The following is a 24,656-nucleotide window of genomic DNA, read 5'->3' on the forward strand; positions in this document are numbered from 1 at the left end:
CGGCGGTCAAATCGCCGTAGCCGTCGTAGTCGTAACGCACCAGTTCCTTGCCGTTGAAGGTAACGGAGGTGAGGCGGTTGACGTAGAAACGCTCGTCTTCGGAAACGAAGACGTCCCGTTCTCCGGCCGGGTCGAAGTCGGGATCGTTGTCATTCAGACGGATGGAGGAAAATACGGGTTGGAAGTGTCGGCCGCTGCCGTCGTAAATGCTGTGCGGCAGCCCGTTGTCGTCGTAGCAGAGGCGGATATGACGGCCGTTGCGGTCGAGCTGGGCGACCAGTTGGTAAATGCCGCAACCGGAATCGACTTCGGCAAACAGCAGCCGTGCGCCGCCGTCGGGGGAGGCGATTTGGTAGAGGTCGTCTGAAATCTGTGAAAAGAAGATTTGTTCGTAAGGATCGAAATAGGCGTCATCCAATCCGTAGGGATCTTCTTCGGCGGAAGCAGGTCTTGGTGCGGCCTCTTCTTCATATAAATCGTCCTCATCGTCGTCGGCTGCGGAATAAGGCTCGTCCGCTTCGTCGCTGATATCCGGCAACGAAATTTCCCTGCCCTGCTCATCAATATAAAGGAAACCGTCGGCTGTTCGGACAAGACGCATGGAGAACGGCAGCGACCAACCTTGTCCCAGCCAGCCGTTGCCTATTTGGTCGGAATAGTAGCTGCGCTGCCAAACAAGGGGAAGCGGGGAATCAAAGGCAAAGTCGGTCTCGGTATCGTCAAATAGGACTTTGATACCGAGCACTGCATTTACGGGGTTACCGATAGCAGCAGCTACCTTACAAGGAATACAGTGGCCATGACCCGAGGTAACTACCCCGCCATCGAAGCCCATGCCCATGCCGCCGCTAAAACCACTGACCATTTTACGGGAAGGCGGCTTGGGGCCCGGCTGACCGGGTATCATGGACGCAAGGGAAACCAGTTCGGATATAGCATCAACTGCATCGGCTGCAGCAGAATCAGGCGCAACTATGGAAAGGGCAGTGGAAGCAACATCGGCAACCATCTCTATCACATCCACTGGTCCGGCTGCATTGGTCAGCGGCTCAGGTGGATTGGCAGAGCCTTGAGACACCATGGCTGGTGCTTCAGGTTTGGGGATGAGAATACCGAAAGTATTACCGAAAGAGGCCATGGGTTTACTCCCTCCGTCGAGATTCTATTGATATTGAAATGGAAAACCTAAGTTGCTTACAGATTTACAAGTTTGGATCAAAATCGCTTTTGAATATATAGTGGATTAAATTTAAATCAGGACAAGGCCGGCGAAGCCGCAGACAGTACAGATAGTACGGAACCGATTCACTTTGGTGCTTCAGCACCTTAGAGGAATCGTTCTCTTTGAACTAAGGCGAGGTAACGCCGTCGGTTTAAAGTTAAGCCACTATATTTTGAAAATAGCATGACACAACGCGAAGATTATAACAAACAACAAACTGCAAATAAATTGTAAAGTAAGACACTAAAATAATAAAAAATGTTCCACAAATACTTCTTTATCATACAAATATTACTTTAGTTATTCTTTTAATAAGGAAAAAAATATATTAATACATAAACCAAAATTATGGTAAAGTATATATACAGTGGCTATGGCAGATATAACTCATAGCCAAAGCATAATCGATACCTTAAGTAACTTTATCATCCGTTAATTTTACATTATGTGATTGTTATTTATGCAGCAAAGCGAAATCTACTTTTTCGGAAAACTAAATCAGTCTCGTGATTTTATTGTTTCTGAAAATCTCCAATCTAATGATAAAAACTTTTGGGATGGATGGTTTGATCGTTGCAACAACCAAGACAAACTCATTCCGTTTACCCGAAAGGCGCTTTCTGTATCGCGGATTTGGCTGTTTTGCATTAAACCGCCTGATAGCATTACCTATATTGGGCTAACGGCACTCAGTTCAGACCAAACAGGTCGGCAATATCCTTTTTTACTGTTCCAAAAACCTTATTCCCTTCCAGAACAGTTAAAATCCATTAATTTTTTCTCTCAAAACATAGATTTTTTTAACCAAACATTAATAAATGGTAAATGTATTATAACAAATTGTTTAGGTACACTTTATAAGTCTGACCATCCGTTACCCGAGCCTTTCCTTAATTTTTTATCTAAATCAGATAACATTGGCAGCTTTTGGCTGGACTGCGAAAGCGGTTACCATATAGAAAGAGACGGGGAGCCCACCTGCTCCCTGTTCAATAAAATATTTGGATTATAAATAGATGAATACATTTCCCTTATGGGCAGAACCTATTTCCGCCGATACCCCTGAAGGGGTAAACATTGAATACGACAGCCGCTTTTTAGAGCTTCAAAGCGCTGCCGAAGGGAAACCGGAAAGGCAATATGGCGACACCATCATCCCTGCTGAAGAGCCTGATTGGGCAACAGTAGAGAAGCTGTGCAATCAATTGCTGGCTGAATCGAAAGACCTTCATGTTTTGTCCTATTACACACAGGCGCTCACTGCAAAACATGGCCTGGTTGGCTTTTGCGCCGGTTGTGAAGCCATCAAAACCAATGTGGATTTGTATTGGAAATCCCTATATCCGAAGCTCGAAGATGAAGACGGCGAACCCGACCCGTTTTATCGAATCAATGCACTAAGTGCATTCACTACGCATGACGGCATCGCCAAAGAAGTATTTTCAGCCAAATTATTAGTAAACGGGCTGACCCAACAGCCTATTACCGTTAAAGAAGCAGTTTCTGTCTTGCAAGGCAATGACCCGCAAAGCTATCCGGGCGGCAAAGAACGTTTGATGCTCGATATCAGGGTAAGTGCCGATACCGGCAAACCGGAATTGATTGCCTTAATCCAGGCATTAGACCATCTGAAAGATATTCAAAATACTTTCTCGACCCAGCTGCACGACGAACACTCACTCAATTTTGAAGTGATTCAAAAACCGCTTACCCTGATCCACAAAGCCATCAATTACAACGATGGAAGTACCCCGCAGCTGCAACAGGCTGAACAAACAGAACAACCCGCTGAAACGCCCGTTTCGACCGTTGCTCAAGAGCAATCGACCCTTCAAGAAGCGGATGCATGGCGTCGTCTGAATATCAAAAATCGGGCTGATGTCGATTTGGCTTTGGAAAAAATCTGCATCTACTTTGAAACGCTGGAACCCAGCCACCCTGCCCCGTTATTTATCCGCAGGGTACAGCGGCAAATGAATATGAACTTCTACGACATCATGAAAGATATCAGTCCTGAAAGCATTGCCAATCTGGAAGTTTTGATCGGGAAGCAGGACGAAGAAACGGGAACTTCCAACGAATAAGCTAGTCTATCCGCAATATTTAAAGTTCGTTTAAATAAACAACTTTTATCATTTAAAGGTCATTGAATATGTCACGAAACAAATCATCCGGACAAAAATTTATTGCCCGCAACCGGGCGCCTCGCGTACAGATTGAGTACGATGTAGAACTTTACGGTTCTGAGAAAAAAATTGAGCTTCCATTCGTTATGGGGGTGATGGCAGATTTGGTCGGGAAACCCGTAGAGCCGCTACCTGAATTGGCCGAACGTAAATTTTTGGAAATTGATGTAGATAATTTCGATGAACGCATGAAAGCCCTCAAACCGCGTGTCGCATTTAATGTCAAAAATACGCTTACCGGGGAAGGCAACTTGAATGTAGAGCTTGAATTGGAAAGCATGGATGATTTCTCTCCGGCAGCAATAGCCAAAAAAGTAGGTCCTTTAAACGAACTCCTACAAGCGCGTACAGAGCTTGCCAACCTGCTTTCATATATGGATGGTAAGAGCGGTGCTGAAGAATTAATCGGAAAAGTCTTGGGAGACAGCGAGCTGCTGAAAAGCCTTGCAGCCGCACCTAAAGCAACAACCAAAGACGAGCAGTAATTTCAGATGAAATCAATAAAGTGAGCGTGAATCATGACTGAAAAGCAATTAGACATCCAAGGGGACAGCGGCGCGAAAAGTGTGTTTGCCGCAAATGAATTTGAACAGCTGCTGCAAAAAGAATTCAAACCCAAAACTGAAGAAGCCAAAAGTGCTGTCAATAATGCCGTAGCGACACTGGCACAGCAAGCTTTGCAAAACGCCATTACTATTTCAGACGACACTTATCAAACCATCGAAGCGATTATTGCAGAGATCGACAGAAAACTTTCCGAACAGATCAATTTGATTCTGCATCATGAAGATTTCCAAAAGCTGGAAGGCGAATGGCGCGGCCTGCATCATTTGGTTACCAATACCGAAACCGATACTTTGTTGAAAATCAAAGTATTGCCCATCTCCAAAAAAGAAGTTGCCCGCAATTTAAAACGCTTCAAAGGCACCGCTTGGGACCAAAGCCCCCTATTCAAACGCATTTATGAAGAAGAATACGGCCAGTTTGGTGGCGAGCCTTTCGGCTGTTTGATTGGCGACTACTATTTTGATCACTCTGCACCCGATGTGGAAATGCTCAATAGTCTTGAAAAAATTGCCGCCGCCGCACACTGTCCGTTCATCGCCGGCGCATCCCCCAAACTGATGCAGATGGAATCTTGGCAAGAGTTGGCCAATCCTCGTGATTTGAGCAAAATTTTCCAAAATGCCGAATATGCCCCATGGCGCAGTCTGCGTGATTCCGAAGATTCGCGTTATATCGGTTTGGCCCTGCCACGTTTCTTATCCCGTCTGCCTTACGGTGCCACAACGAACCCTGTCGATGAGTTTGACTTCGAAGAAGAAACTGAAGGCGCGGATCACAACAAATACACATGGGCCAATGCGGCTTATGCAATGGCGGTAAATATTAACCGTTCATTCAAATATTATGGTTGGTGTACCTCAATCCGCGGCGTGGAATCCGGCGGTATCGTTGAAAACCTTCCCTGCCACACATTCCCGACGGATGACGGAGGCGTGGATATGAAATGCCCAACCGAAATCGCCATCAGCGACCGCCGCGAGGCCGAATTGGCAGCATTGGGATTCATGCCGTTGATTCACCGTAAAAATACCGACTTGGCCGCGTTTATTGGTGCTCAATCGCTACATAAACCGTCTGAATATTATGATCCTGATGCTACCGCTAACGCCCGTTTGTCTGCGCGTCTGCCTTACCTGTTTGCGTGCTGTCGTTTCGCGCACTATCTGAAATGTATCGTACGCGACAAAGTCGGTTCGTTCCGCGAGCGTGAAGACATGGAACGCTGGTTAAACGAATGGATTATGAATTATGTAGATGGAGACCCGATTAACTCCACTCAAGAAACAAAAGCCCGTAAACCGTTGGCCGCTGCTGAAGTGGTTGTGGAAGAAGTTGAAGACAATCCCGGATATTACACTTCCAAATTCTTCCTGCGTCCGCACTACCAACTCGAAGGCCTTACCGTTTCATTGCGCTTGGTTTCCAAACTGCCTTCGGCTAAACAGGAATAGTCGGGTTTGGTTTATTTAGGTGGGCATGCTCATGCCCTGTTGTTAAATCCCTTAATTTTTTTAACCTTTTAACAAGGAGAGTAAAAACATGGCTATTGATATGTTCATGAAAGTTGAAGGTGTTAACGGCGAATCAAAAGATTCTAACCACAAAGACTGGACCAACATCGAAAGTTTTGACTGGGGTGCCGAGCAACCCGGTTCGATGACCAGCGGTGGTGGCGGTGGTGCCGGTAAAGTCAATTTCAATGACTTGACCGTAGTTGCCGCTATTGACAAAGCCGCTCCGACCATTCTGAAAAACTGTGCTACCGGCCAACACTTGAGCAAAGTAGAAATTTCTGTATGCAAAGCCGGTGGCGAACAGATCGAATATTCGCGCACTACTTTGGAAGATGTCTTGGTAACCGGGGTGAAATTCATCGGTGTACAAGACAACGATGCGCTGAAAATGCGTTATTCATTCCAAGCTGCCAAAGTGAAAAACCAATATTGGGAACAAACCGATAAAGGTTCTAAAGGCGCTGAAGTTCAAATGGCCTTCAACATCAAAGAAAACAAATCCGCATAACCACTATGCGCATTTAACTGCAGAAGCCTGGCTTAAAAGGCGTTTTAAGTCAGGCTTTATTACAATAAATTTACTTTTCAGACGACCTCTGTCTTCCTGAAAAGTTAATCGGGTTTCGACTATTACACACTTTATACAAATAAATAAGGAGTTGCTGGGATGGATTTGAAGACTAAATTAACGGACATGATTGGGCTTGTACGTTCAAATCCTGACAATCAGGAACACCGTTTGGCATTGATTCAATACCTCTGTCTGAGTGCCAAATGGGAACAGGCTTTAAAGCAAATCGGGCAATACCAAAAACTGTTTCCCGATACTCAAAAGCCTCTGATGCTCTACCTTATTGAAAACATTTCTGCCGAAATGCGTCGTCAAGCAGTCTTGGAAACACAGCAAAAACCCAAAACTCTGGAACAGCACGCAAGCAAACTCGATATTCTTCAAAAACAACTCTCTTTAGTTGCTCATGTTGCAGAGAAAAAAAGCTCTGCCCTCACTGCCGACTACGAAGCCTTATCCGACTGTATCGACGGTACACCGGCACACATCACTTATCTTCTGGCAGATAAATCGGTTGCCGAAACCGACAGCAACTGGATTATGGATGGCGACGTACGTACTGCTTTTGTTTATGAATTCTTCTATCAAGGCCACTACTATTGGCAAACTTGGGACTCTATTGAAAGTATAGCTTTCAAAGCACCCAGCTCATTGCTCGACATCATCTGGAGGTCGTCTGAAATCAAATTTACCGACGGCGAATGTATCCAATGTACCAGTCCTGCCCGCTATGCTGTTTTGCCGGATGCAGAAACCAAATGGTCGGATATGTTGATGAACTGCTCACAAACAGACTGGATAGAAGTAGCCGAACAGCTCTTTACAGGCATGGGTCAAAAAACCCTGTATACCGACAGCCATGATTTTGGTCTCTTGGATATTCGCAATATTAAATTCGGACAACAGCGTTAAACCTTATCCATCCTCCGACTATCGCAATCAATCATGTCGCAATTCAGAAACCAACTGCTGCCTTCTTTGTTTGACAGACTGACAGATGAAGAGCCGCGCAAAAAAAAAGAGGCACGCCCCGATCAGGTCATCAATCTTGACCAATATCGGCAGGCAGTGCTGCGCGATATTCTTTACCTGCTGAATACCTGCAACATGCAAGCGGAGACCATGGAGAAAAATCTGCCTGTTAACGTGCGCTCGTCCACACTCAATTACGGCATTCCGCCCCTGTCGGGAGTGAATTTCTCCGACATAGAATGGCAGGATGTAGAACAAAACATCAAACAGGCCATCATCGATTTCGAACCACGCCTTGAAAGCAAAACCCTGCAAGTTATCGTAAATACCGTAGACGATGATGACGATGCTTTACACAACAAACTTATTATTGAAGTCAAAGGTTACCTAAAACTCAATCCTTATCCCAAAGAGTTCCTGCTGAGAACCAGTATGGATGTCGAGACCGGGTTGTTTGACTTGTTAGATGGGGGAAATAGGTCTTGAATAACAAATTATTGTCTTACTACAATAAAGAACTGACCTTCCTGAAGGAAATGGGCAGGGAATTTGCACAGCAATATCCCAAAATCGCCTCCCGATTGGCACTGGATACAACCGACATCCCCGACCCTTATGTCGAAAGGTTATTGGAAGGTGTAAGCTTTCTCACTGCACGCACCCAACTCAAGCTGGATGCGGAATATCCCCGTTTCGTACAAAGAATCTTGGAAGTCGTTTACCCTGACTTCATCAATCAGAAACCGGCAGCAGCTATTGTCAATTTGGAACCTACCGGTCAATACAACGCCGACGTAATCAATCTACTGGAACGTGGCAGAGTATTGCGCTCATTACCCATCGACGAATTCAAAGTAAGTTGCCCGTTTTCCGTAACCAAAACCACTGAAATCCTACCTTTACGCATAGAAAAAGCCAAATATACCGATTCGCTCGGCTATTTACCAAGTATGCTTCCCGCGCTCAAGGCATCTGCCGGGAAAAAAGTGCAATCTGCCTTGCGTTTGGACTTCTCACTCAGCGTACCTGGCGCATGTTCGGAAATGTTGCCGGATGAATTGTCTGTGTTTTTAGGTACGGAACTTTCTAAATCATCTGCACTGCTGTTTTTACTGGCCTCCGAATGCGTGGGCGTCGTTTGCCACAGTTATGAGAACCCCAAACAATGGTATTACCCGTTGTCCTCCAAACCGGAACATCGGGGATTTCGGGAAGATGAAGCCTTATCGTTTAATTTGGATAAATCCGTCAGTGCATTCCGGATTATGCAGGAATACGCGCGCCTGCCGGAAAAATTCCTGTTTGTCGCTCAAAAAGATATCAAACAGGCTGTCCGTCAGGCTGAGAATGACGGACATTTGCCCAAATTACCCGAACATTTGGAAGAAATCGTAAACGATAAGGGTGTCAATAAAAAAATCATTACCTATCGCAAACGTTATTTCAGTCTTTCATTTTTATTCAGCAACAAAATACCTGAATTGACAGAATTGATTGGTGTAGAGGATTTTTCCGTCAATGCGGTGCCTGTGGTAAACCTTTTCAGAAAAAAAAGCTCCCGCTTCCCTGTAAATATCCAAGACCAGGAACACCACGTCATCATCGACCGTACACAACCTTTAAATTATGAAATCTACGCCATCGAACAAGTAAAAGGTTTTGACACCAACAACCGTCAAACCGTTGCATTTTCACCGATGTACAAAGCGCCGGATATGGGGCTCTTCCCCGAAGCCCAAACTCAGCATGCTTATTTTTCAGCACGGCGTGCAGACAGAGTCCCATCGGAAAATTCTGTCAAAAACGGCTTCCGTTCTTCCTACTTGGGCAGTGAAGTATTTTTGTCTCTTGCCGACAATCGGGATTACGCTTTCAATTCCGGCATACAGCATCTTTCCGTAGATGCCTGGTGTACCAGCAGGGATTTACCGCTGATGATGCCGCGTGACGGAGAGTCCGATTTCCTGATTGAGGGTTTCCTGCCGGTTAACTCTATTAAGCTGATTTCTAAATTGACACGTCCTCAAGCGGCTGTGAGTGAGGATCGGACACTTTGGTCGTTTTTAAACCAATTAAGTTTAAACTATCTGTCATTGTTAAACATCGACCAAGAAGATGCACCCGTCACCTTAAAAGAGCTTTTAATGGTGTTTGTTTCTTCTGAAAATGATTTGCTGAAAAAACAGATTGAGTCGATCACACGCATTGAGACCTCCATTGTGAACAAGGTAGTCCGTCATTACGGAGTTGCAGCACCTGTTCGAGGCATCAAAATCACGGTTACGCTGGATGAAGCGCAATTGGGCGGTATCCATCCCTTCCTGTTTGGCTCAGTTTTGAACCATTACTTCCAACGTTTGGTGTCGATTAACTCATTCATACAGCTTCAAATTGACACGCTCCAACAAGGACATATGGCTACTTGGCCGAATGCTGTTGGAGAGAGGGTAATCGTATGAGTCCGGTTAACGCTCAAACAGATTTTGGCGACGCATTGGACGATACATGGGATGAAAAACTGACGGGCTTTTTAAACAAAGTTGCCTCTCAGCCCTATAAATACGATTATTTTTCACTCTTGCGCCAGCTTGAGTCTGTCAAATTTGTCACCGGCGGGAAATTATTGGGTAAGGCCGTCAGCCCGAAAATGGAAAAAATAAGGATTCGCCAAGAGCCATCGCTTATTTTTGCTCCCCGCAACATCCAATCGGTTGCCTTATCGCCACGTTATGTGGAAATTTCCATTAATGGATTCGGTTTGTTTGGCCCATCCGGCCCCCTGCCCCTGCATTTGACCGAATATGCCTATGAGCGTCAACACCAACACGGCGACCGGACATGGACCGGTTTTGCCAATATGTTGCAACACCGTCTGGCTGTCTTGTTCTATCGGGCATGGGCCAACGCTCAGAGCATCATTTCTTTAGATAAAAATGCTGAAGACCGTTTTGGGAAATATATCGCCAGCTTTAATGGGCTGGATACACCGGCCATACATAACAAAGGCTTAATCCACGAATTTGCCAAGCGTTATTTTGCCGGCCTACTGATGAAGCAAAGTCGTTCGGCAGCCAATCTTCAGCAATTACTCAACCGTTATTTCAAAGTCCCCGTTACCATTCAAACCAATGTTGGGTATTGGGTTGAGGTTGCGGAAGAAAAAACGCAAATCGGCATCATGGGTAACTATACGCTGGGAGATGGCCTGCTGCTGGGCGACAAGCTTTACAATGTTCAAAGCAAATTCCGCATTATCATCGGTCCGCTTACCCTACCCGCTTACCGATCATTCTTCAAAGACGGTATCAATACCGCCCGCCTACGGGAGTGGGTAAGGCTGTTTGCCGCAGATGAATATGAATGGGATATACAGCCTGTTTTAATGCAAAAAGAAGTACCGCTCATGGACTTAGGCGGACAAACACAACTCGGCTTAACAACTTGGCTGGGGAATGTTTCCCGTGATGCCGAAGATTTGATCGTCAGCAACCATTAAACAGCTTTTTCAGACGACCCCTTTGTTGAGAAAAGCTTCTTTCAAACTATTTTTAGACATACTTGGAATAACTTAATTAAGGACACATCATGTCAAACATCAGCCGCAGCGTATTATTTGGCAAGTTGAATACCACCTTGTATAAAACTCTGGAAAATGCCTACACCTTCTGCCGTCTTCGTGAAAACAGCTACGTTGAGTTGGTTCACTGGCTTCATTCACTGCTGCAAACCGAGAAAACCGATATCTTCTGCCTGATCAACAGTTTTAATTTAGACGAAGCCAGAGTCCGTAAAGATGTATTGACAGCGGTTGAAAAACTTCCTGCCGGTTCTACTGCCGTTATCGATTTTTCCGAACATATCCAAACCCTTGTCGAGCAAACTTGGACATACAGCTCGCTCAAATTCGGTACCGACAAAATCCGTACTGCTCATATTTTCTACACCATGCTTGAAAATAAGACTTTGCAGAGCATTTTGGCCAATATTTCATCCGAGTTCCTCAAAATCAAACCTGAAACATTGGCGAACAATATCATCGCTATTACTGCAAACTCTGAAGAAAATCTTGAAGTTACCCAAAATGCCTTATCTTCTGAGCCTAACGCTACCCACAAAGAAAGTGCCTTGGCCAAATACGGCAGCAATCTCACTGAAAAAGCCAAAAATGGCGAAATAGATCCCTTGACAGGTCGCGATGCCGAAATCAGGCAAATGATTGACATCCTGATGCGCCGCCGTCAAAACAATCCGATTCTCACAGGTGAGGCCGGTGTCGGTAAGACAGCCGTCGTCGAAGCATTGGCATTGCGTCTGGCGGCCGGAGATGTTCCGCCCGGATTGAAAGACGTTCAATTAATTCTGTTGGATATCGGTTTGCTCAAGGCCGGTGCCAGCGTCAGCGGAGAATTTGAATCACGACTCAGAGCGGTTATGGACGAAGTGGAATCCAGCCCGACCCCCATTGTGCTCTTTATCGACGAAATCCATACCTTGATTGGTGCAGGTGGGGCAGCCGGTACGGGCGATGCAGCCAACCTGCTCAAACCTGCGCTCGCCCGAGGCAAACTGCGTACCATCGGCGCGACAACATGGGCAGAGTACAAAAAATACTTTGAGAAAGACCCTGCCCTGACCCGCCGTTTCCAAGTGGTGCAAGTGGATGAGCCCGACGAAAACAAAGCCATCAACATGCTTAGGGCACTGAATGCTTCTTTGGAAAAACACCATAACGTAATTATTCTCGATGAAGCAATTCAGGCAGCAGTGAAACTTTCCCACCGCTACATCCCTGCACGCCAACTTCCTGATAAAGCTGTCGGCTTGATTGATACCGCTTGCGCACGAGTTGCAGTTAGCCAGCATGCTGTCCCCGGCAGTATTGAATTTTTGCGGAAGAAATCCGAGGCATTAAAACTTGAACAAGCAAATTTGGAACGTGAGAAAAAACTCAGTTTCGATTCTGAAACACGGATAACCAATATCGGCAAAGAATTAGCTGAAGTCGAAGGTCGTCTGAAAAAATTAGAAGACAAATGGAAATCTGAAGCAGACTTGGTTACTGAGCTGTTAGAAGTACGTGAACAAATCATGCAAGCGGAAGAAGGAACAGCTGAGAAAGAAACCAAGCAGCTGCATACCCGCCAAAAAGAGTTGGTTAACAAACTGAAAAAACTGCAAGGCATCCAACCGCTGGTTATGCCCTTAGTGGACAGCCGCACCGTTGCCGACGTTGTAGCTGACTGGACAGGTATTCCCGTCGGCAAAATGATGAAAGATGAAGTTGAGGCGGTCTTGCAACTTGCCGATACTTTAAACAAACGCATCATTGGCCAACGTCACGGCTTGGATGCAATCGCCCGTCGTATCCAAACATCACGTGCGAATCTGGATAACCCCAACAAACCTATCGGTGTTTTCATGTTGGCAGGCCCTTCAGGCGTGGGTAAAACCGAAACAGCATTGGCTCTAGCCGATACATTGTACGGCGGTGAACAAAACGTAATTACCATCAATATGAGTGAATATCAGGAAGCTCATACCGTATCCACCCTGAAAGGCGCGCCTCCGGGCTATGTCGGTTATGGTGAAGGCGGTGTACTGACCGAAGCCGTTCGACGCAAACCTTATAGCGTCATCTTGCTTGATGAAGTAGAAAAAGCACATCCGGATGTGCATGAAATCTTTTTCCAAGTATTCGACAAAGGCTGGATGGAAGATGGTGAAGGCCGTTATATCGATTTCAAAAATACCATCATTATCCTGACTACTAATGTAGGTACGGATTTGATTATGGATATGTGTGATGACCCTGAAATGCTGCCTACTCCGGAAGGTTTAAACAAAGCCTTGCGTGCTCCTATGCTGAAAACTTTCCCTGCCGCGCTACTAGGCCGCATGCAAGTGATTCCCTACTATCCGTTATCTGACGATATGCTCTCAAAAATTGTGGAATTGCAATTAGGCCGTATCGTAGACCGAATTAAAGATAACCACGGTATCGACCTTCACTACACGCCTGAAGTACTCAAGCTGATTACTTCGCGCTGCACAGAAGTTGAGTCAGGTGGCCGCATGATTGATGCGATTCTGACCAATACAGTTTTACCGCAAATCAGTCGTGAACTGCTTACTTGTGCAACTCAAGGCAAACAAGTTTTAAGTGTAAATATTGATGCAAGTAACCATGACTTTACTTATCAATATAAATATAAACCTCGCAAGAAAAATACTTTATAATTTTAGAAAATATTAAAAAAATTTAGTCTTTCTAATTAATTATAACGAACCTATTTATTTCTCCAGTAGTCATATATTGCATGACTGATTGAAGTATTTGTTGTCAGACGTAATCAATACTGATGGACTTGAAGGCAATTTAAGATGCATAAACAACTAATAAAATATATATCATTCTTAATGATATCCTTAATGGTAAGCTCATGTGCTTCCGACCATAAACCGCCTAAAGAATCTGATGAGAGCGGAGAAAAAATTGATGTACAAATCATAGTTTCCCCTGATGCGAATCCTAATATAGTTGGCCAACCTTCTCCCATCAGATTGGATTTATATCAGTTGTCTTCTGACGGGGAGTTCAAAAAATCAAACTATTTTGAACTTACCAACAACGCCAAAGAAAATTTAGGTGAGAAGTTAATCCAGCAAAACCAATTCATGCTGCATCCTGATACAGTTACCATATTGCCGATTAAAATGGATTCCCACCTGAAATATCTGGGTGTAGTCGCAAGTTATCGAGATTTGGATAACAGTCAATGGCAATTGGTATTATTGAAGCAGAAGAAAAAATGGTATCAGTTTGGCAAACATTATTTCTATGTAAATGTCGGCAAAAATAAATTAACCCAGTTATCAAAGTCAGAAATGAAGGACTTGTTGAAAGAATATAAAGAACGGCACCCTGACGATAAAAAAATTAAAGAAAATGGAAAAACTCGTAAATACGGCAATGACCTTAGCAAAGGCGTTTTCCGTGAAGAAAAATAATAACTAAAAGATTAAGGATAAAAGGCATGGCAATAGAAGCAAAAGTAGTTTGGTCGGAGGGTATCTTTATTACCCCTCAACATTTCCAACAATTTGAACGTTACCTTGAATCCGGTCTACGCCAATTAGCCGTTTCTCAAGAGGGTCATTTTTGGGGATTCTCTTCGCTGGTATTAAATTCAGACGGCCTCAAACGGGGGGTAATCGGTATTAATGAAGCAGAAGGTGTTTTTCCTGATGGTTCTGTATTTTTATTCTCTCAAAAACAGCTTGAGAATTTGAGTTTAAAAGTTCCTGCAAATATTAAAGACACCAAAATCTGCCTTGCCGTTACCCTGCCTTCTTCTGTAAATAATGAGATTTATTTCCCAGATCAGGACTCTTCAGACTCATGTCGCTACAAAGCTTTTAATAAAACTCTAGCAGACACTACAAATACTGAATTAGATGGTCGCCAAGTAACACTGGCAGATCTTAATCCGATGTTGGTTTTAGAAAACGACTTAACCAGCGGACAAACTGCCCTGCCCATTGCGCTTATCCGATCCAGCTCTGCAGACTTTGAAATTATTTTAGATGAATCATATATCCCGCCTTGCCTCGGAAGCCAAAAACAACCACACCTGAAAGCTTATATTTCAGAAATTTATGGTTTATTGATGCAAAAAAGCAATAGTCTGGCCAATGCAGTGAACGATCCTAATACCGGCGGCTCTGTTGAAGTTATGGATTTCATGATGCTTCAAACCATTAATCGTTATTTGGCATATTTGCATCATGAAAATGAAGGGGCACGACAAACGCACCCTGAACAATTATTCATTAATTTATCCAAACTATGTGCTGATTTAATGACCTTCCTGCCTTCTCGCAAAGTAGGCGATATCCCTGTCTATGAGCATAATGACCTAGCCTCATGCTTTGGCAAATTATTTTTCAATCTGCGTAAATCGTTATCCATCGTTCTTGAACAACGCGCGATTAGGATTCCGCTGGATATGCGTGATGAAGCCACTCGCGTTGCTCAAACACCAGATCAAAGCCTATTGGATAAAGCCTCATTTGTCCTTGCTATCAAAGCCGATATGCCGAACGAAGCATTGCGCCAAAAAATTCCGAGCGTAGTAAAAATAGGTACTGTGGAGAAAGTAAAAGAATTGGTTGCTTACCACCTACCTGGAATCAGGGTTCATGCTTTGTCTGTAGCACCCCGAGAATTGCCATACCATAGCGGTTATGTCTATTTTGAATTGGACAAAAAGCACGAGCTGTGGGACATGTTTGACACTTCATCAGGCATGGCCTTCCATTTAGCCGGTAATTTTCCGAATTTAGATGTTGAATTTTGGGCAATCAAGTCTTTAAGTTAATTTGGTTCAATTTGGAATTTCATTATGGATAACCAGAATAATGCTGCTCACAGCACCACAAATATTTATAACCCATTGATTGAGGCGGCCAAACCGGTTTTTATCTTAGTCAATGCGATGCAGCAGACTACCAGTCAATTGTCTACGGACAGTTTGATCAACAAATTTTCTCTCTTAATCAATAATTTTGAAGAAAATGCTGAAAAAAATGGAGCAAGATACGACGCTATCCAAGCTGCAAAATACTGTCTATGTACATTCGTAGATGAATTGGCTGTTCGTGCAGGCTGGGCAGATGAAACCTGGTCAAAAAACAGTCTGTTGGTATCTTTTTATGACGAAACATGGGGCGGGGAACGTTTTTTTGAGATTATTCAAAATTTGAAACAGGATCCGGATAAGAATATTGATTTATTAGAGTTTATGTACTTGTGTTTGCAGTTTGGCTACAAAGGCAAATATCAAGTGTTAAATAGCGGCGAACTCGAAATCGACAAAATCAAAAGAGATTTGCTCGCTTTAATTCATAGTAAACGACCGGATCAAACTGCCGATCTTTTCAAACACAATCCAATAATCACAAATACTATCCAACGAAAACAAAGGCTTTCTATTCCTTTATGGGTTGTAGGTGTTTTAGGGGCAGTCGTCTTGGGGGTGGGCTATTTTGCAATGCAATGGTCTTTAGGTGATGACTTTGATGTTGCCAGTACAAAAGTTAACAATCTCAAACTCCCTTCTGTTACGGCTAAACAGCAAGAAACACAAAGTACTGTCCGACTACGTCCTTTATTGGAAAATGAAATTGCTAGAAAGCTAGTCTCTGTAGAAGACTTTCAAGATAGAAGTACAGTCACTATTTTGGGTGACGGTCTCTTTGAGTCTGGTTCTGCACAAATTCAAGACCAATATTACCCTGTATTGGCAAGAGTCAGCCAAGCTTTGGATAGCGTAGAAGGGCAAATCGTAGTGACCGGATATACTGACAATCAGCCCATTCAGAGCTTGAACTTCCCATCTAACTGGCATCTCTCTCAAGCTCGTGCAGATGCAGTAAAAGAAATTTTATTGAATTACATCAAAAATGGCGGAGCTCGTATTCGTTCAGAGGGACGTGGTTCGACCGATCCTGTTGCTCCAAATGATACTTTGGAAAATAGAGCCAAAAACCGAAGGGTTGAAATTACCCTATTCACAACTGGAACCGGCCCCAAACTGGGTAGTGAAGTAGAAGTAAAAACCAATACTTCCACTACTCAGCCAAGCAGTGATGTAAGTACACATCAATAATCTGAAATTGGATTGATACGGAAAAACAAATATGAAAAAAATTCTTTATTTTCTAGGCTCCCGTTCTTTATGGGTAATGCTGGGTATCGCCGGTCTGATTATATTGGTATGGTTTATCGGCCCACTGATTTCCATAGGTGAAATCCGTCCTTTAGCAAACAAGACTATTCGCCTTGCCGTGTGTGCAGCCATTATCGGCATTTGGTTGGCTAAAGCCATATTTCGCCAATATCGTGAATCACGTCGAAACGCTGCCTTACTGAAGGAAATTCGTGCAGCACAAGAACCCATTTTAAAAAATGCAAGCGATGTCAGCTCAATGAGTCGTCATTTTGCCGAAATGGATAAAGTACTGAAAAACGCAAAATTTTCCAGATCTAAAAATAGTTTATTGGCAAGATTGGAAGAGGGGCAATATCTTTATCAAATGCCGTGGTACGTTGTTTTAGGTGCTGCCGGTTCTGGTAAAACAACAGCATTAAAACGCTCTGGTCTCAACTTCCCTCTAGAAAGCACTTTAGGAACATCTGTAAGCGGCTTGGCAGGGACGCGCGATTGCGATTGGTTTTTATCCGATGAAATCGTACTTCTCGATACTGCAGGCAGATTGTCTTTACATGACAACCACAGCAATAAGGACTCCAGCGACTGGGAAGAATTTGTATCCCTACTGAAGCGCTACCGTCCCAAACAACCTATCAACGGTGTAGTAGTTACCGTAGGAGTGGATGACCTTTTAGGCGGTAAAACCAATATTACCGAAATTTCTGCAGAACTTCGCAAAAGAATCCACGAAATGCATACCAAATTAGGTATACATTTCCCTGTTTATCTTATGATAACCAAACTGGATTTGCTGCATGGTTTTGACAAATTCTTCGATCATCTGACGGAAGAACAAAGAAACCAATATTTGGGTATTTCTCTTTCTGATACCGAAGGAATGGAAACTCCAATTGCCACTGCTTCCAATGCTTTATCGGAAGTTGTTGATAAATTGCGCTCTTCTATGTTGGGCACCATCCATCAATTGGAATCTTCTGAAGATAAAGCAGCGGCTTTTGCTTTCCCTGAAGAATTTGAACGTCTTAATCAGGCGGTACTTTCTCTATTTAAAGAATTATCTAAATCTTCAAAATTTGAGCAACCTATCTCGTGGAGAGGTGTTTATTTCTCAAGCGGTACCCAAACGGGACAACATTTCAATCCCATATTGGATGGCTTGCAAAACGATTTCCAATTATCGAAAAAATACTTGGATTCGGATCGAACCAAAACTCAAAACAACGAGCGAAGCTTTTTCCTGCACAGGCTGTTCTCTGACGTCATCCTTAGTGAAGCAAACCTGGCGGGAGAAAATAAATCTTGGTTTGTCAAAAAACAAATGCTCTATTGGTTAGGCATTGGAGCTATTGTCACCATAGTCGCTGCCTGCTTAGCCATGATGCTGAACAGTTATTCGAATAATCGCTCATATCTTGAGCAGGTTGGCGATAAAGCAACCAAACTGGGTCAAGAGGCGAAAAAATACACTGAAGCTCCCGACCTACTTAAAGCAGTAACATTTGCAGAACATGTCAAAGATACAACCAGCAGTAGAGAAATTCCCGATCTGTCCTCCCCTCCCCTCAGCTATCGTATGGGCCTTTATCAAGGCGGGCAAATGGAAGACGTTGGGGAATCTGCCTACCGAAGAATCCTTCAAGACAATGTGATGCCGTTAATCAGTTTCAAATTAGATGAGCTTCTGCGTACAACCAGCGGCTCAGACGGCATCAATGGTTACAATGCTTTAAAAGCTTATCTAATGATGTACGACAAAGAGCATTTTGATGCCGCTTTTATGCAAAACTGGCTGATGACTAATTTGTCTAAAGCAGAATCTTCAGGCATGAGTGAGCAACAGAAAAAATCTCTTGAGAAAGCTTTAAACCAAATACTTTCCAAACAAAGCATTACTCCCAGCGTACCCTATGATGAAGAATTGGTAGAACGCCGCAGGCAGGAAATTGCACAAAGAGATATTGCCACTATGGTACTGGAAGATACCATCAACACAGTTGCTCTCTCAGGCAAAGAAGGAATCACACCTGTTTCTTTTTCAAGCATGGGCGGCGTACAAAGTCACTTATTGTTTCGTCGCAAAACCGGCGGAGCTTTAAAAGAACCGATTAACTTCATTTATACCAAAGAGGCTTACATTACCAAAGTCTTGCCTACTATGGTCAAGTCGGCAGAACAGTTTTTTAATGAAGACAACTGGGTATTGGGTAGTTATGCATCACAAAGCCAAAGCAAAGCTTCTGTTCTTTCAGATGCTCAAAAGCTTTATTTCGGCAATTACATCAAGGCATGGAATAACTATTTGTCTGATTTGTCATTGGTTACGCCCAAGTCATCTCGAGAAAGTATTCAGATTGCCAAGCTTTTATCAGAGAAAAATTCTCCTTTAGTTAATATTATCAAAGGTATCAGCGACAATACGACGCTTACCATTGATAAAAAGATAACGGATAAAGCAGACAGTAAAATTGCCGACTGGTTAAATAGAGCAGGACTGTCAAAGCTCCTAGATGCTGAAGGAGAGGCAAATGTAAAAAATGAATTGTCTGCTTTAAAACTGGCCACTCCCGTTGATGATGCTTTTGCGGATTTCCATAGTTTAACTGAAACCACAAATGATCAACCTCCGGCAATTAACAGCGTTACTGAAGCCATTAATGATTTGTACGTTTATTTGGTTGCCGTTAATGTCGCAGTCGAAAAAGGGGTAGATTTGCCTCCTGATGATCCGTTTGTGAAATACAAAGCTGAAGTAAACCGTCTTCCTATGCCCTTCCGCCCAATGTTAGACAGCTTTTCTGAGATTATTTTGAAAAACACCGACAAAATTGTTGATGAAAAGCTCATGTCCACCTTGGAAAAACAGTTGGCAACCGTAACAAACAGTTGCCAAGAAATACACGAACAGGGTTACCCTTTTGACAGAGGTTCTGAAAACAATGTTGCCTTAGAAAGCTTCACCAACATATTTGGTCCAAACGGTATGTACAGCAAGTTTACCAATTTATCAGGTGAAGCCGCCGTATTGGCACGTTCAGAAAAACTGGAAACCTTGACTGCTAAAAACAGCGCATTTAAAGACCGTTTTTCCAGGCTGAACGACATAGCGGCAATCCGACAAGGATATTTTGACAAAGGCTCGGAAACACCCACTTTTGACTTTACAGTCAAAGTCTTGATTCTTGACTCCAGCTTGGAAAGCGTGAATGTTTCTTATGCAGGGAAAAGCTATGTATACAGTCACGGTCCAGTCAATCCTGCAACCTTTACTTGGCCTTCAAAAGAAGAAAACGCCTTGGCAAAAATAGATATTTCCTCCCCTCAAATCAATAGTGCGGGTATCAGCTCAACCGGACCATGGTCAATATTCCGCCTGATTGAAAAAGGGAAAATCATTCGCCAGACAGGAAACACTACCGTTGTCGAATACAACATCCAAGGCAAAAACGTTGTACTTGAATTTACTACTTCCACAGCCTTCAATCCCTTTAATTTAAACAAATTAAGGAATTTTCAGTGCGTTTGATGGTCATAATGAGAATGTAAGCAGGTCGTCTGAAACCGCTCATTCCAACATGCTGCTGCCGCAACCCTATGCATGATTGAAAATAGAAAAACCGACACTCAAGCGAAATTGGTTTTTAATGTCAACAAGGAATTTCCCGAAATGAATAGAACAGTCGTTGCTCATACACCTTTGGGATCACAACTTTTATTCAAAAAAATGCTTGGAACAGAATTTGTTTCCAACCTTTTTGAATTTAATATTACTTTGGTTTCCAAAGATTCCAATTTACAAGGCAAGGATATTATCGGTCAGCCTATAACATTGGAAATTGACACAGAAGCAGGCAGCCCACGCTATCTGAACGGTTTGGTTACCGACTTCGGTTACATTGGCGAAGATGAAGACGAAGAAGACTATCATGCCTACACCTGTACAGCCCGTCCGTTTATGTGGTATCTCACCCAAAATACGGACAGCAGGGTATTTGTCGACAAGTCCGTTCTGGATATTGCCAATGAAGTCTTGTCGCCGTTCGGCTTTCCCTTCCAGGTAAAATGCCAAAAAGGCTATCGTACCAGAGGATTTTGTGTCCAATATCAGGAAAACAGTTTTAATTTCCTAAACCGCCTGTTTGAACAGGAAGGTATCTACTATTATTTTACCCACAGCAACGGTTCGCACGAGCTCGTTATCGCTGATGATGTCGGTACTCTAGAAGCCATTCCTTCTCCCAACATTCCTTACCATTCCAAAAATACTGCGCCCGGCGCACCCAACATCGCCTATATCGATGTATGGGAAGAACGGGATGCCTTGAAATCCAGTCAGTTCGTGACTCAAGAATACAACTATAAAAACGCCAAAGTCCCAATGAAATCTTCTGATTCGGTTCACGATTTCAGTTCTGTTCCTATGGAACATTATGATTTTTATACCGGCTTTAGCGATGTATCCGAAGCACAAAACTACAGTCAGGTACGCAGTGAAGATCTGAAAAGCCAAACCAAGATCATTACCGGTTCGGGTACTGCCTTGACAGTAGCTCCGGGTTATACATTTACCCTGAGCAAACACCCGCATTCCTCATCCAATACCGAATACACCATTCTGAAAGCAGATTATGATTTTGAAGAAGCCGGCTATACTACCGGCGACCGTATCGGCAAATTCAGAATTTCATTCCGCGTATTACCCAAATCCTACCCATACCGCCCTCCCCTTAAAACGCCGAAACCCAAAGTATTGGGTACACAGGCGGCTACGGTAACAGGTCCTGCCGGAGAAGAGGTTTATACCAACGAGTATGGCGATATTAAAGTCCAATTCCATTGGGACCGCTACGGCAAAATGGATGAAAACAGCTCCAACTGGGTTCGGGTAACGCAAGGTTCTGCCGGAGCAGGATACGGCTCTATCAACACACCGCGTATCGGTGAAGAAGTGCTGGTTGACTTCATCAACGGCGATGCCGACCGGCCGATTGTATTGGGTCGTCTGTACAACAGCGCAATGTCGCCGCCATGGGGCTTTCCTGCCGCGGCCAAGCAGTCCGGTATCAAAAGCAAGAGTTTCAATTCGCCATTGTCCAACTTCAACGAATTGATGTTCAACGATACTGCCGGTTCTGAGATGGTCAATTTCCAAGCGCAAAAAGACCTGACCTCCTTGGTTAAAAACAACGAAACCCGCAACGTCAACAACGACCGCACCACCACAATCGGTAACAACGAAACGGTTACGGTAGTAGGCGATCGGGCGAAAACCGTCCAAAAAAACGAAACGGCTTCGATTACCCAAAACCGCACAAAATCGGTGGGTCAAAACGAGACCTCCAGCATTACCCAAAACCAAAGCATTAGTGTGGGTGACAACCAAAGCACCAGCGTAGGTAAAGACCAAAGCGTCAACGTGGGTAAAAACCGCAGCCGTTCTGTTGGCTTGAACGAAAAAGTAGGCATAGGTCAGAGCCAAGCGCTGACTGTCGGACAAGACCAGAACGTTGCTGTCGGTAAAAACCAAGCACTGACCGTCGGTGCCAACCGTAACAAGACCGTTGTTGCCAACGAAGTCAGCAGTATCGGCGGCAACAAACAGGAAACCGTCAGCCTGAACGGTATGAACAATGTCGGCATCGGACAGATGACCAACATCGGTGCCGGCTATATGCTGAACGTCGGTGCAGGCTGGATGACCAATGTCGTCGGTGCAGAAATGCATAGCGTCGGCTTGGTGATGGGGCTCAACGCCGGTATGAACATCGGCCTCAACGCAGGTCGAAACATTACCCTGTCCGCAGGCAAGAAAATTACCATACAAGTCGGTAGTTCCATGATTTTGATTGATAAAAACAAAATCAGCATCGTCAGCAAAACGATCAAGATCGTCGGCACCAAAGTAGTGGACATCGACGGCAAAAAAGTCGATATCAACTAGAGAAGATACGCCATGTTTGAGTTGCAGAACTTTACCTGCTTTCATACGCAGCAGTTTAAAAACATCGACCAAACAGATCGAGCTTATGATGTAGTCGTCGCCAAAGTTAGTTACGAGTTTGAAATTGACCCGGAAACAGGAAAAACGGAGCTTGCGTTTGCCCGTAAGCAAACGCCGCTCACGTTTGCCGATACCTATTACGGCGATCCTTCGCAAACCTCGACTCAGTTTGAAAGCGACTTCAGCCTCTACAAACCCAAAACCGACTTGGTCGTCAATGCCACCGCCTATGCACCCGACGATGTCCCCTCTCGGCAATTTACCGTATCCGTAAGTATCGGCGATTACCAAAAAAGCCTGGCGCTTACCGGGGAACGTTACTGGGTGCGGGAGGCGGCAGGATGGTCTTTGAGCGAACCCGACCCCATCCTTTCGCTGCCTATCCGCTATGAGTTTGCCTTTGGCGGCAGCGCAGTCGAAGACGACCACACAGGCTATCAACAGAACGCCATCGGTATCGGCTATTATCCAAAGGCCGAACTCAAAAAAAACGGGTTCAAGCGGACGCTGAAAGCGCATCAAATCTACGACCCCGCACACCCCGTGCGAGATCCGTCCGATAAAGCCGCGCCCGAAGGCTTCGGCTTTATGCCCCGTTATTTTGCACTGCGAGCCAAACATACCGGCACTGCCGATGCGCAATGGATAGCCAACCGTGCCCCGCTACTGCCTGAAGATTTTTCTATGGCTTATTGGAACGGCGCCCATCCCTCGCTGCAGCTTCCCCATCTGAAACCCAACCATATTTACGAACTGACTTTTACCGGCATGGTGCATTCCTTCCAAGCACCCAACCAACGCTTTACCGTTGATTTGCCGGTAGAAACCGTGTTCGTCCACGCCCATACGGCAACCAACTCGTCATTGTGCAAAGATATGGTATTGGACACCATCCTCGTCGATGTAGAACAACGCCGCATTGATTGCAGCTACCGCACATCTTTTCCGGAGGAACTGGAAATTGCGGCATGCCAGCTCAGATTCATCGCCCGACACGAACGGGCAGATCAAATCGCGGCCGCTCAAGCCTGTCGGGATTCACAGGATGAATTTATCCCAATCCCGCCATCTTTGGCAGCACACGTATAAACCACACATAGGTCGTCTGAAACCCTAAGTCCTCATTCATCCCCCTTTCAGACGACCCCATCCCCAACAGGAGCAAGCCGCCATGGCATTCAATAAAATCGCCCGTAAAGACAGCGACTTCTATGTAATCTGTACCCTCCCCGATTTCTGCTGGGCGCCCCCTCCCGCTCCTCCTGTTACACCGCCCATCCCCTTCCCGCTCTTCGCCGACTTGGGCAACGCCAAAACCGTTGCCAAAGATGTCCGCCTCAACCGCAAGCCCGCCTTCGTCTTTAAGGCCAGTAAAACCAACCGCACTACCGGCGACGAACCCGCCCTTCCGGGCCGCAAGGGTGTGCTTTCACGCACCGCCACCAAACCCGCATGGCCGATGATGCACTCCTCTTCGGTTAAAATCCGCAAGCGCCACATCATACGCGCCGGCGATATGTTCCACATGAACAATAAGTTCAAAAAGAAACTGCCACCCAAACCCTGTATTTCCTGCAAAGCCGCTCTCGCTGCCGGCCGCCCGGTCAATCCGATTCACGGGTTGAAGTTTTTGGAGAATGAAACCGACTTTGCCTTTGAAGGCATCCTGCCGCTGGTCTGGAGCCGCAGCTATTATTCCGACCAAGACGGTACCGGCTGGCTCGGCGAGGGCTGGAGCGTACCGGGCTGCCAACGCATCATCCGCAATGCGGCAGGATTGGCCTATATCGACGATCAGGGCCGTTTGTTTCCGCTGCCGGAAGTCGATGAAGACGATGAGGAACCGGTATTGTTCGAGAGCGAACAGATTTGGTTCAGCAAGAATCCGGACG

At 44.8% G+C, this 24,656-nt stretch carries 18 protein-coding genes; 17 read left to right on the forward strand and 1 reads right to left on the reverse strand.

Going from position 1 to position 24,656, the window contains the following annotated elements; genetic code table 11:
- Positions 1 to 1,138 (reverse strand): DUF6531 domain-containing protein (locus tag HMPREF2726_RS00275; protein ID WP_246827833.1); only part of this gene is annotated, 1,138 nt, incomplete at its 3' end.
- 544 nt (positions 1,139 to 1,682) lie between these two features.
- Here HMPREF2726_RS00275 and tagF point away from each other — a divergent pair.
- The 17 genes from tagF to HMPREF2726_RS12485 all read left to right on the forward strand — a co-directional run.
- Positions 1,683 to 2,234: a type VI secretion system-associated protein TagF gene (tagF, locus tag HMPREF2726_RS12480; protein ID WP_009311287.1), complete on the forward strand. Its 552-nt coding sequence runs from the start codon at positions 1,683 to 1,685 to the stop codon at positions 2,232 to 2,234.
- A gap of 4 nt (positions 2,235 to 2,238) precedes the next feature.
- The gene (gene tssA / locus HMPREF2726_RS00285; protein WP_003780319.1) at positions 2,239 to 3,306 is read left to right on the forward strand and encodes a type VI secretion system protein TssA; all 1,068 of its coding nucleotides are present in this window, start codon (positions 2,239 to 2,241) and stop codon (positions 3,304 to 3,306) included.
- A gap of 68 nt (positions 3,307 to 3,374) precedes the next feature.
- Positions 3,375 to 3,893, forward strand: coding sequence for a type VI secretion system contractile sheath small subunit (gene tssB, locus HMPREF2726_RS00290; RefSeq protein ID WP_003761725.1), 519 nt, complete (start codon positions 3,375 to 3,377; stop codon positions 3,891 to 3,893).
- Between the two features lie 33 nt (positions 3,894 to 3,926).
- Positions 3,927 to 5,426: a type VI secretion system contractile sheath large subunit gene (gene tssC / locus HMPREF2726_RS00295; protein ID WP_003761727.1), complete on the forward strand. Its 1,500-nt coding sequence runs from the start codon at positions 3,927 to 3,929 to the stop codon at positions 5,424 to 5,426.
- A gap of 88 nt (positions 5,427 to 5,514) precedes the next feature.
- Complete coding sequence (locus HMPREF2726_RS00300; RefSeq protein WP_003761730.1) at positions 5,515 to 5,997, forward strand: Hcp family type VI secretion system effector; 483 nt, start codon at positions 5,515 to 5,517, stop codon at positions 5,995 to 5,997.
- Between the two features lie 159 nt (positions 5,998 to 6,156).
- Positions 6,157 to 6,972: a type VI secretion system accessory protein TagJ gene (locus HMPREF2726_RS00305; protein WP_003764196.1), complete on the forward strand. Its 816-nt coding sequence runs from the start codon at positions 6,157 to 6,159 to the stop codon at positions 6,970 to 6,972.
- A 33-nt stretch (positions 6,973 to 7,005) separates the two neighbouring features.
- A complete protein-coding gene (gene tssE / locus HMPREF2726_RS00310) occupies positions 7,006 to 7,518 on the forward strand; it encodes a type VI secretion system baseplate subunit TssE (protein ID WP_009311289.1) in 513 nt (170 codons plus the stop codon).
- Complete coding sequence (locus HMPREF2726_RS00315) at positions 7,515 to 9,491, forward strand: type VI secretion system baseplate subunit TssF (protein ID WP_009311290.1); 1,977 nt, start codon at positions 7,515 to 7,517, stop codon at positions 9,489 to 9,491. The genes tssE and HMPREF2726_RS00315 overlap by 4 nt, the downstream gene beginning before the upstream one ends.
- Positions 9,488 to 10,528: a type VI secretion system baseplate subunit TssG gene (tssG, locus tag HMPREF2726_RS00320; protein ID WP_049224707.1), complete on the forward strand. Its 1,041-nt coding sequence runs from the start codon at positions 9,488 to 9,490 to the stop codon at positions 10,526 to 10,528. The genes HMPREF2726_RS00315 and tssG overlap by 4 nt, the downstream gene beginning before the upstream one ends.
- An 89-nt stretch (positions 10,529 to 10,617) precedes the next feature.
- Positions 10,618 to 13,269, forward strand: coding sequence for a type VI secretion system ATPase TssH (gene tssH, locus HMPREF2726_RS00325; RefSeq protein ID WP_009311292.1), 2,652 nt, complete (start codon positions 10,618 to 10,620; stop codon positions 13,267 to 13,269).
- Positions 13,270 to 13,413: 144 nt separating this feature from the next.
- Positions 13,414 to 14,040: a type VI secretion system lipoprotein TssJ gene (gene tssJ / locus HMPREF2726_RS00330; protein WP_003761742.1), complete on the forward strand. Its 627-nt coding sequence runs from the start codon at positions 13,414 to 13,416 to the stop codon at positions 14,038 to 14,040.
- Between the two features lie 26 nt (positions 14,041 to 14,066).
- A complete protein-coding gene (gene tssK / locus HMPREF2726_RS00335) occupies positions 14,067 to 15,410 on the forward strand; it encodes a type VI secretion system baseplate subunit TssK (protein WP_003761746.1) in 1,344 nt (447 codons plus the stop codon).
- A gap of 24 nt (positions 15,411 to 15,434) precedes the next feature.
- Positions 15,435 to 16,700 (forward strand): type VI secretion system protein TssL, long form, encoded by a 1,266-nt coding sequence (tssL, locus tag HMPREF2726_RS00340; RefSeq protein WP_009311294.1) that lies wholly within the window; start codon positions 15,435 to 15,437, stop codon positions 16,698 to 16,700.
- A 31-nt stretch (positions 16,701 to 16,731) separates the two neighbouring features.
- A complete protein-coding gene (gene tssM / locus HMPREF2726_RS00345) occupies positions 16,732 to 20,289 on the forward strand; it encodes a type VI secretion system membrane subunit TssM (protein ID WP_009311295.1) in 3,558 nt (1,185 codons plus the stop codon).
- 72 nt (positions 20,290 to 20,361) lie between these two features.
- Positions 20,362 to 22,704 carry a type VI secretion system Vgr family protein gene (tssI, locus tag HMPREF2726_RS00350; protein ID WP_003780333.1) on the forward strand — a complete coding sequence of 781 codons (2,343 nt, stop codon included), beginning with the start codon at positions 20,362 to 20,364 and terminating at the stop codon, positions 22,702 to 22,704.
- Between the two features lie 12 nt (positions 22,705 to 22,716).
- Entirely contained in the window at positions 22,717 to 23,853 is a 1,137-nt protein-coding gene (locus HMPREF2726_RS00355) for a DUF2169 family type VI secretion system accessory protein (protein WP_070601843.1), read from the forward strand.
- Between the two features lie 82 nt (positions 23,854 to 23,935).
- Positions 23,936 to 24,656, forward strand: a 721-nt coding sequence (locus tag HMPREF2726_RS12485) for a PAAR-like domain-containing protein (protein WP_148132443.1), incomplete at its 3' end; no start/stop codon positions are given.

Source organism: Neisseria sp. HMSC074B07 (genome assembly GCF_001810355.1).
Taxonomy (GTDB): Bacteria; Pseudomonadota; Gammaproteobacteria; order Burkholderiales; family Neisseriaceae; genus Neisseria.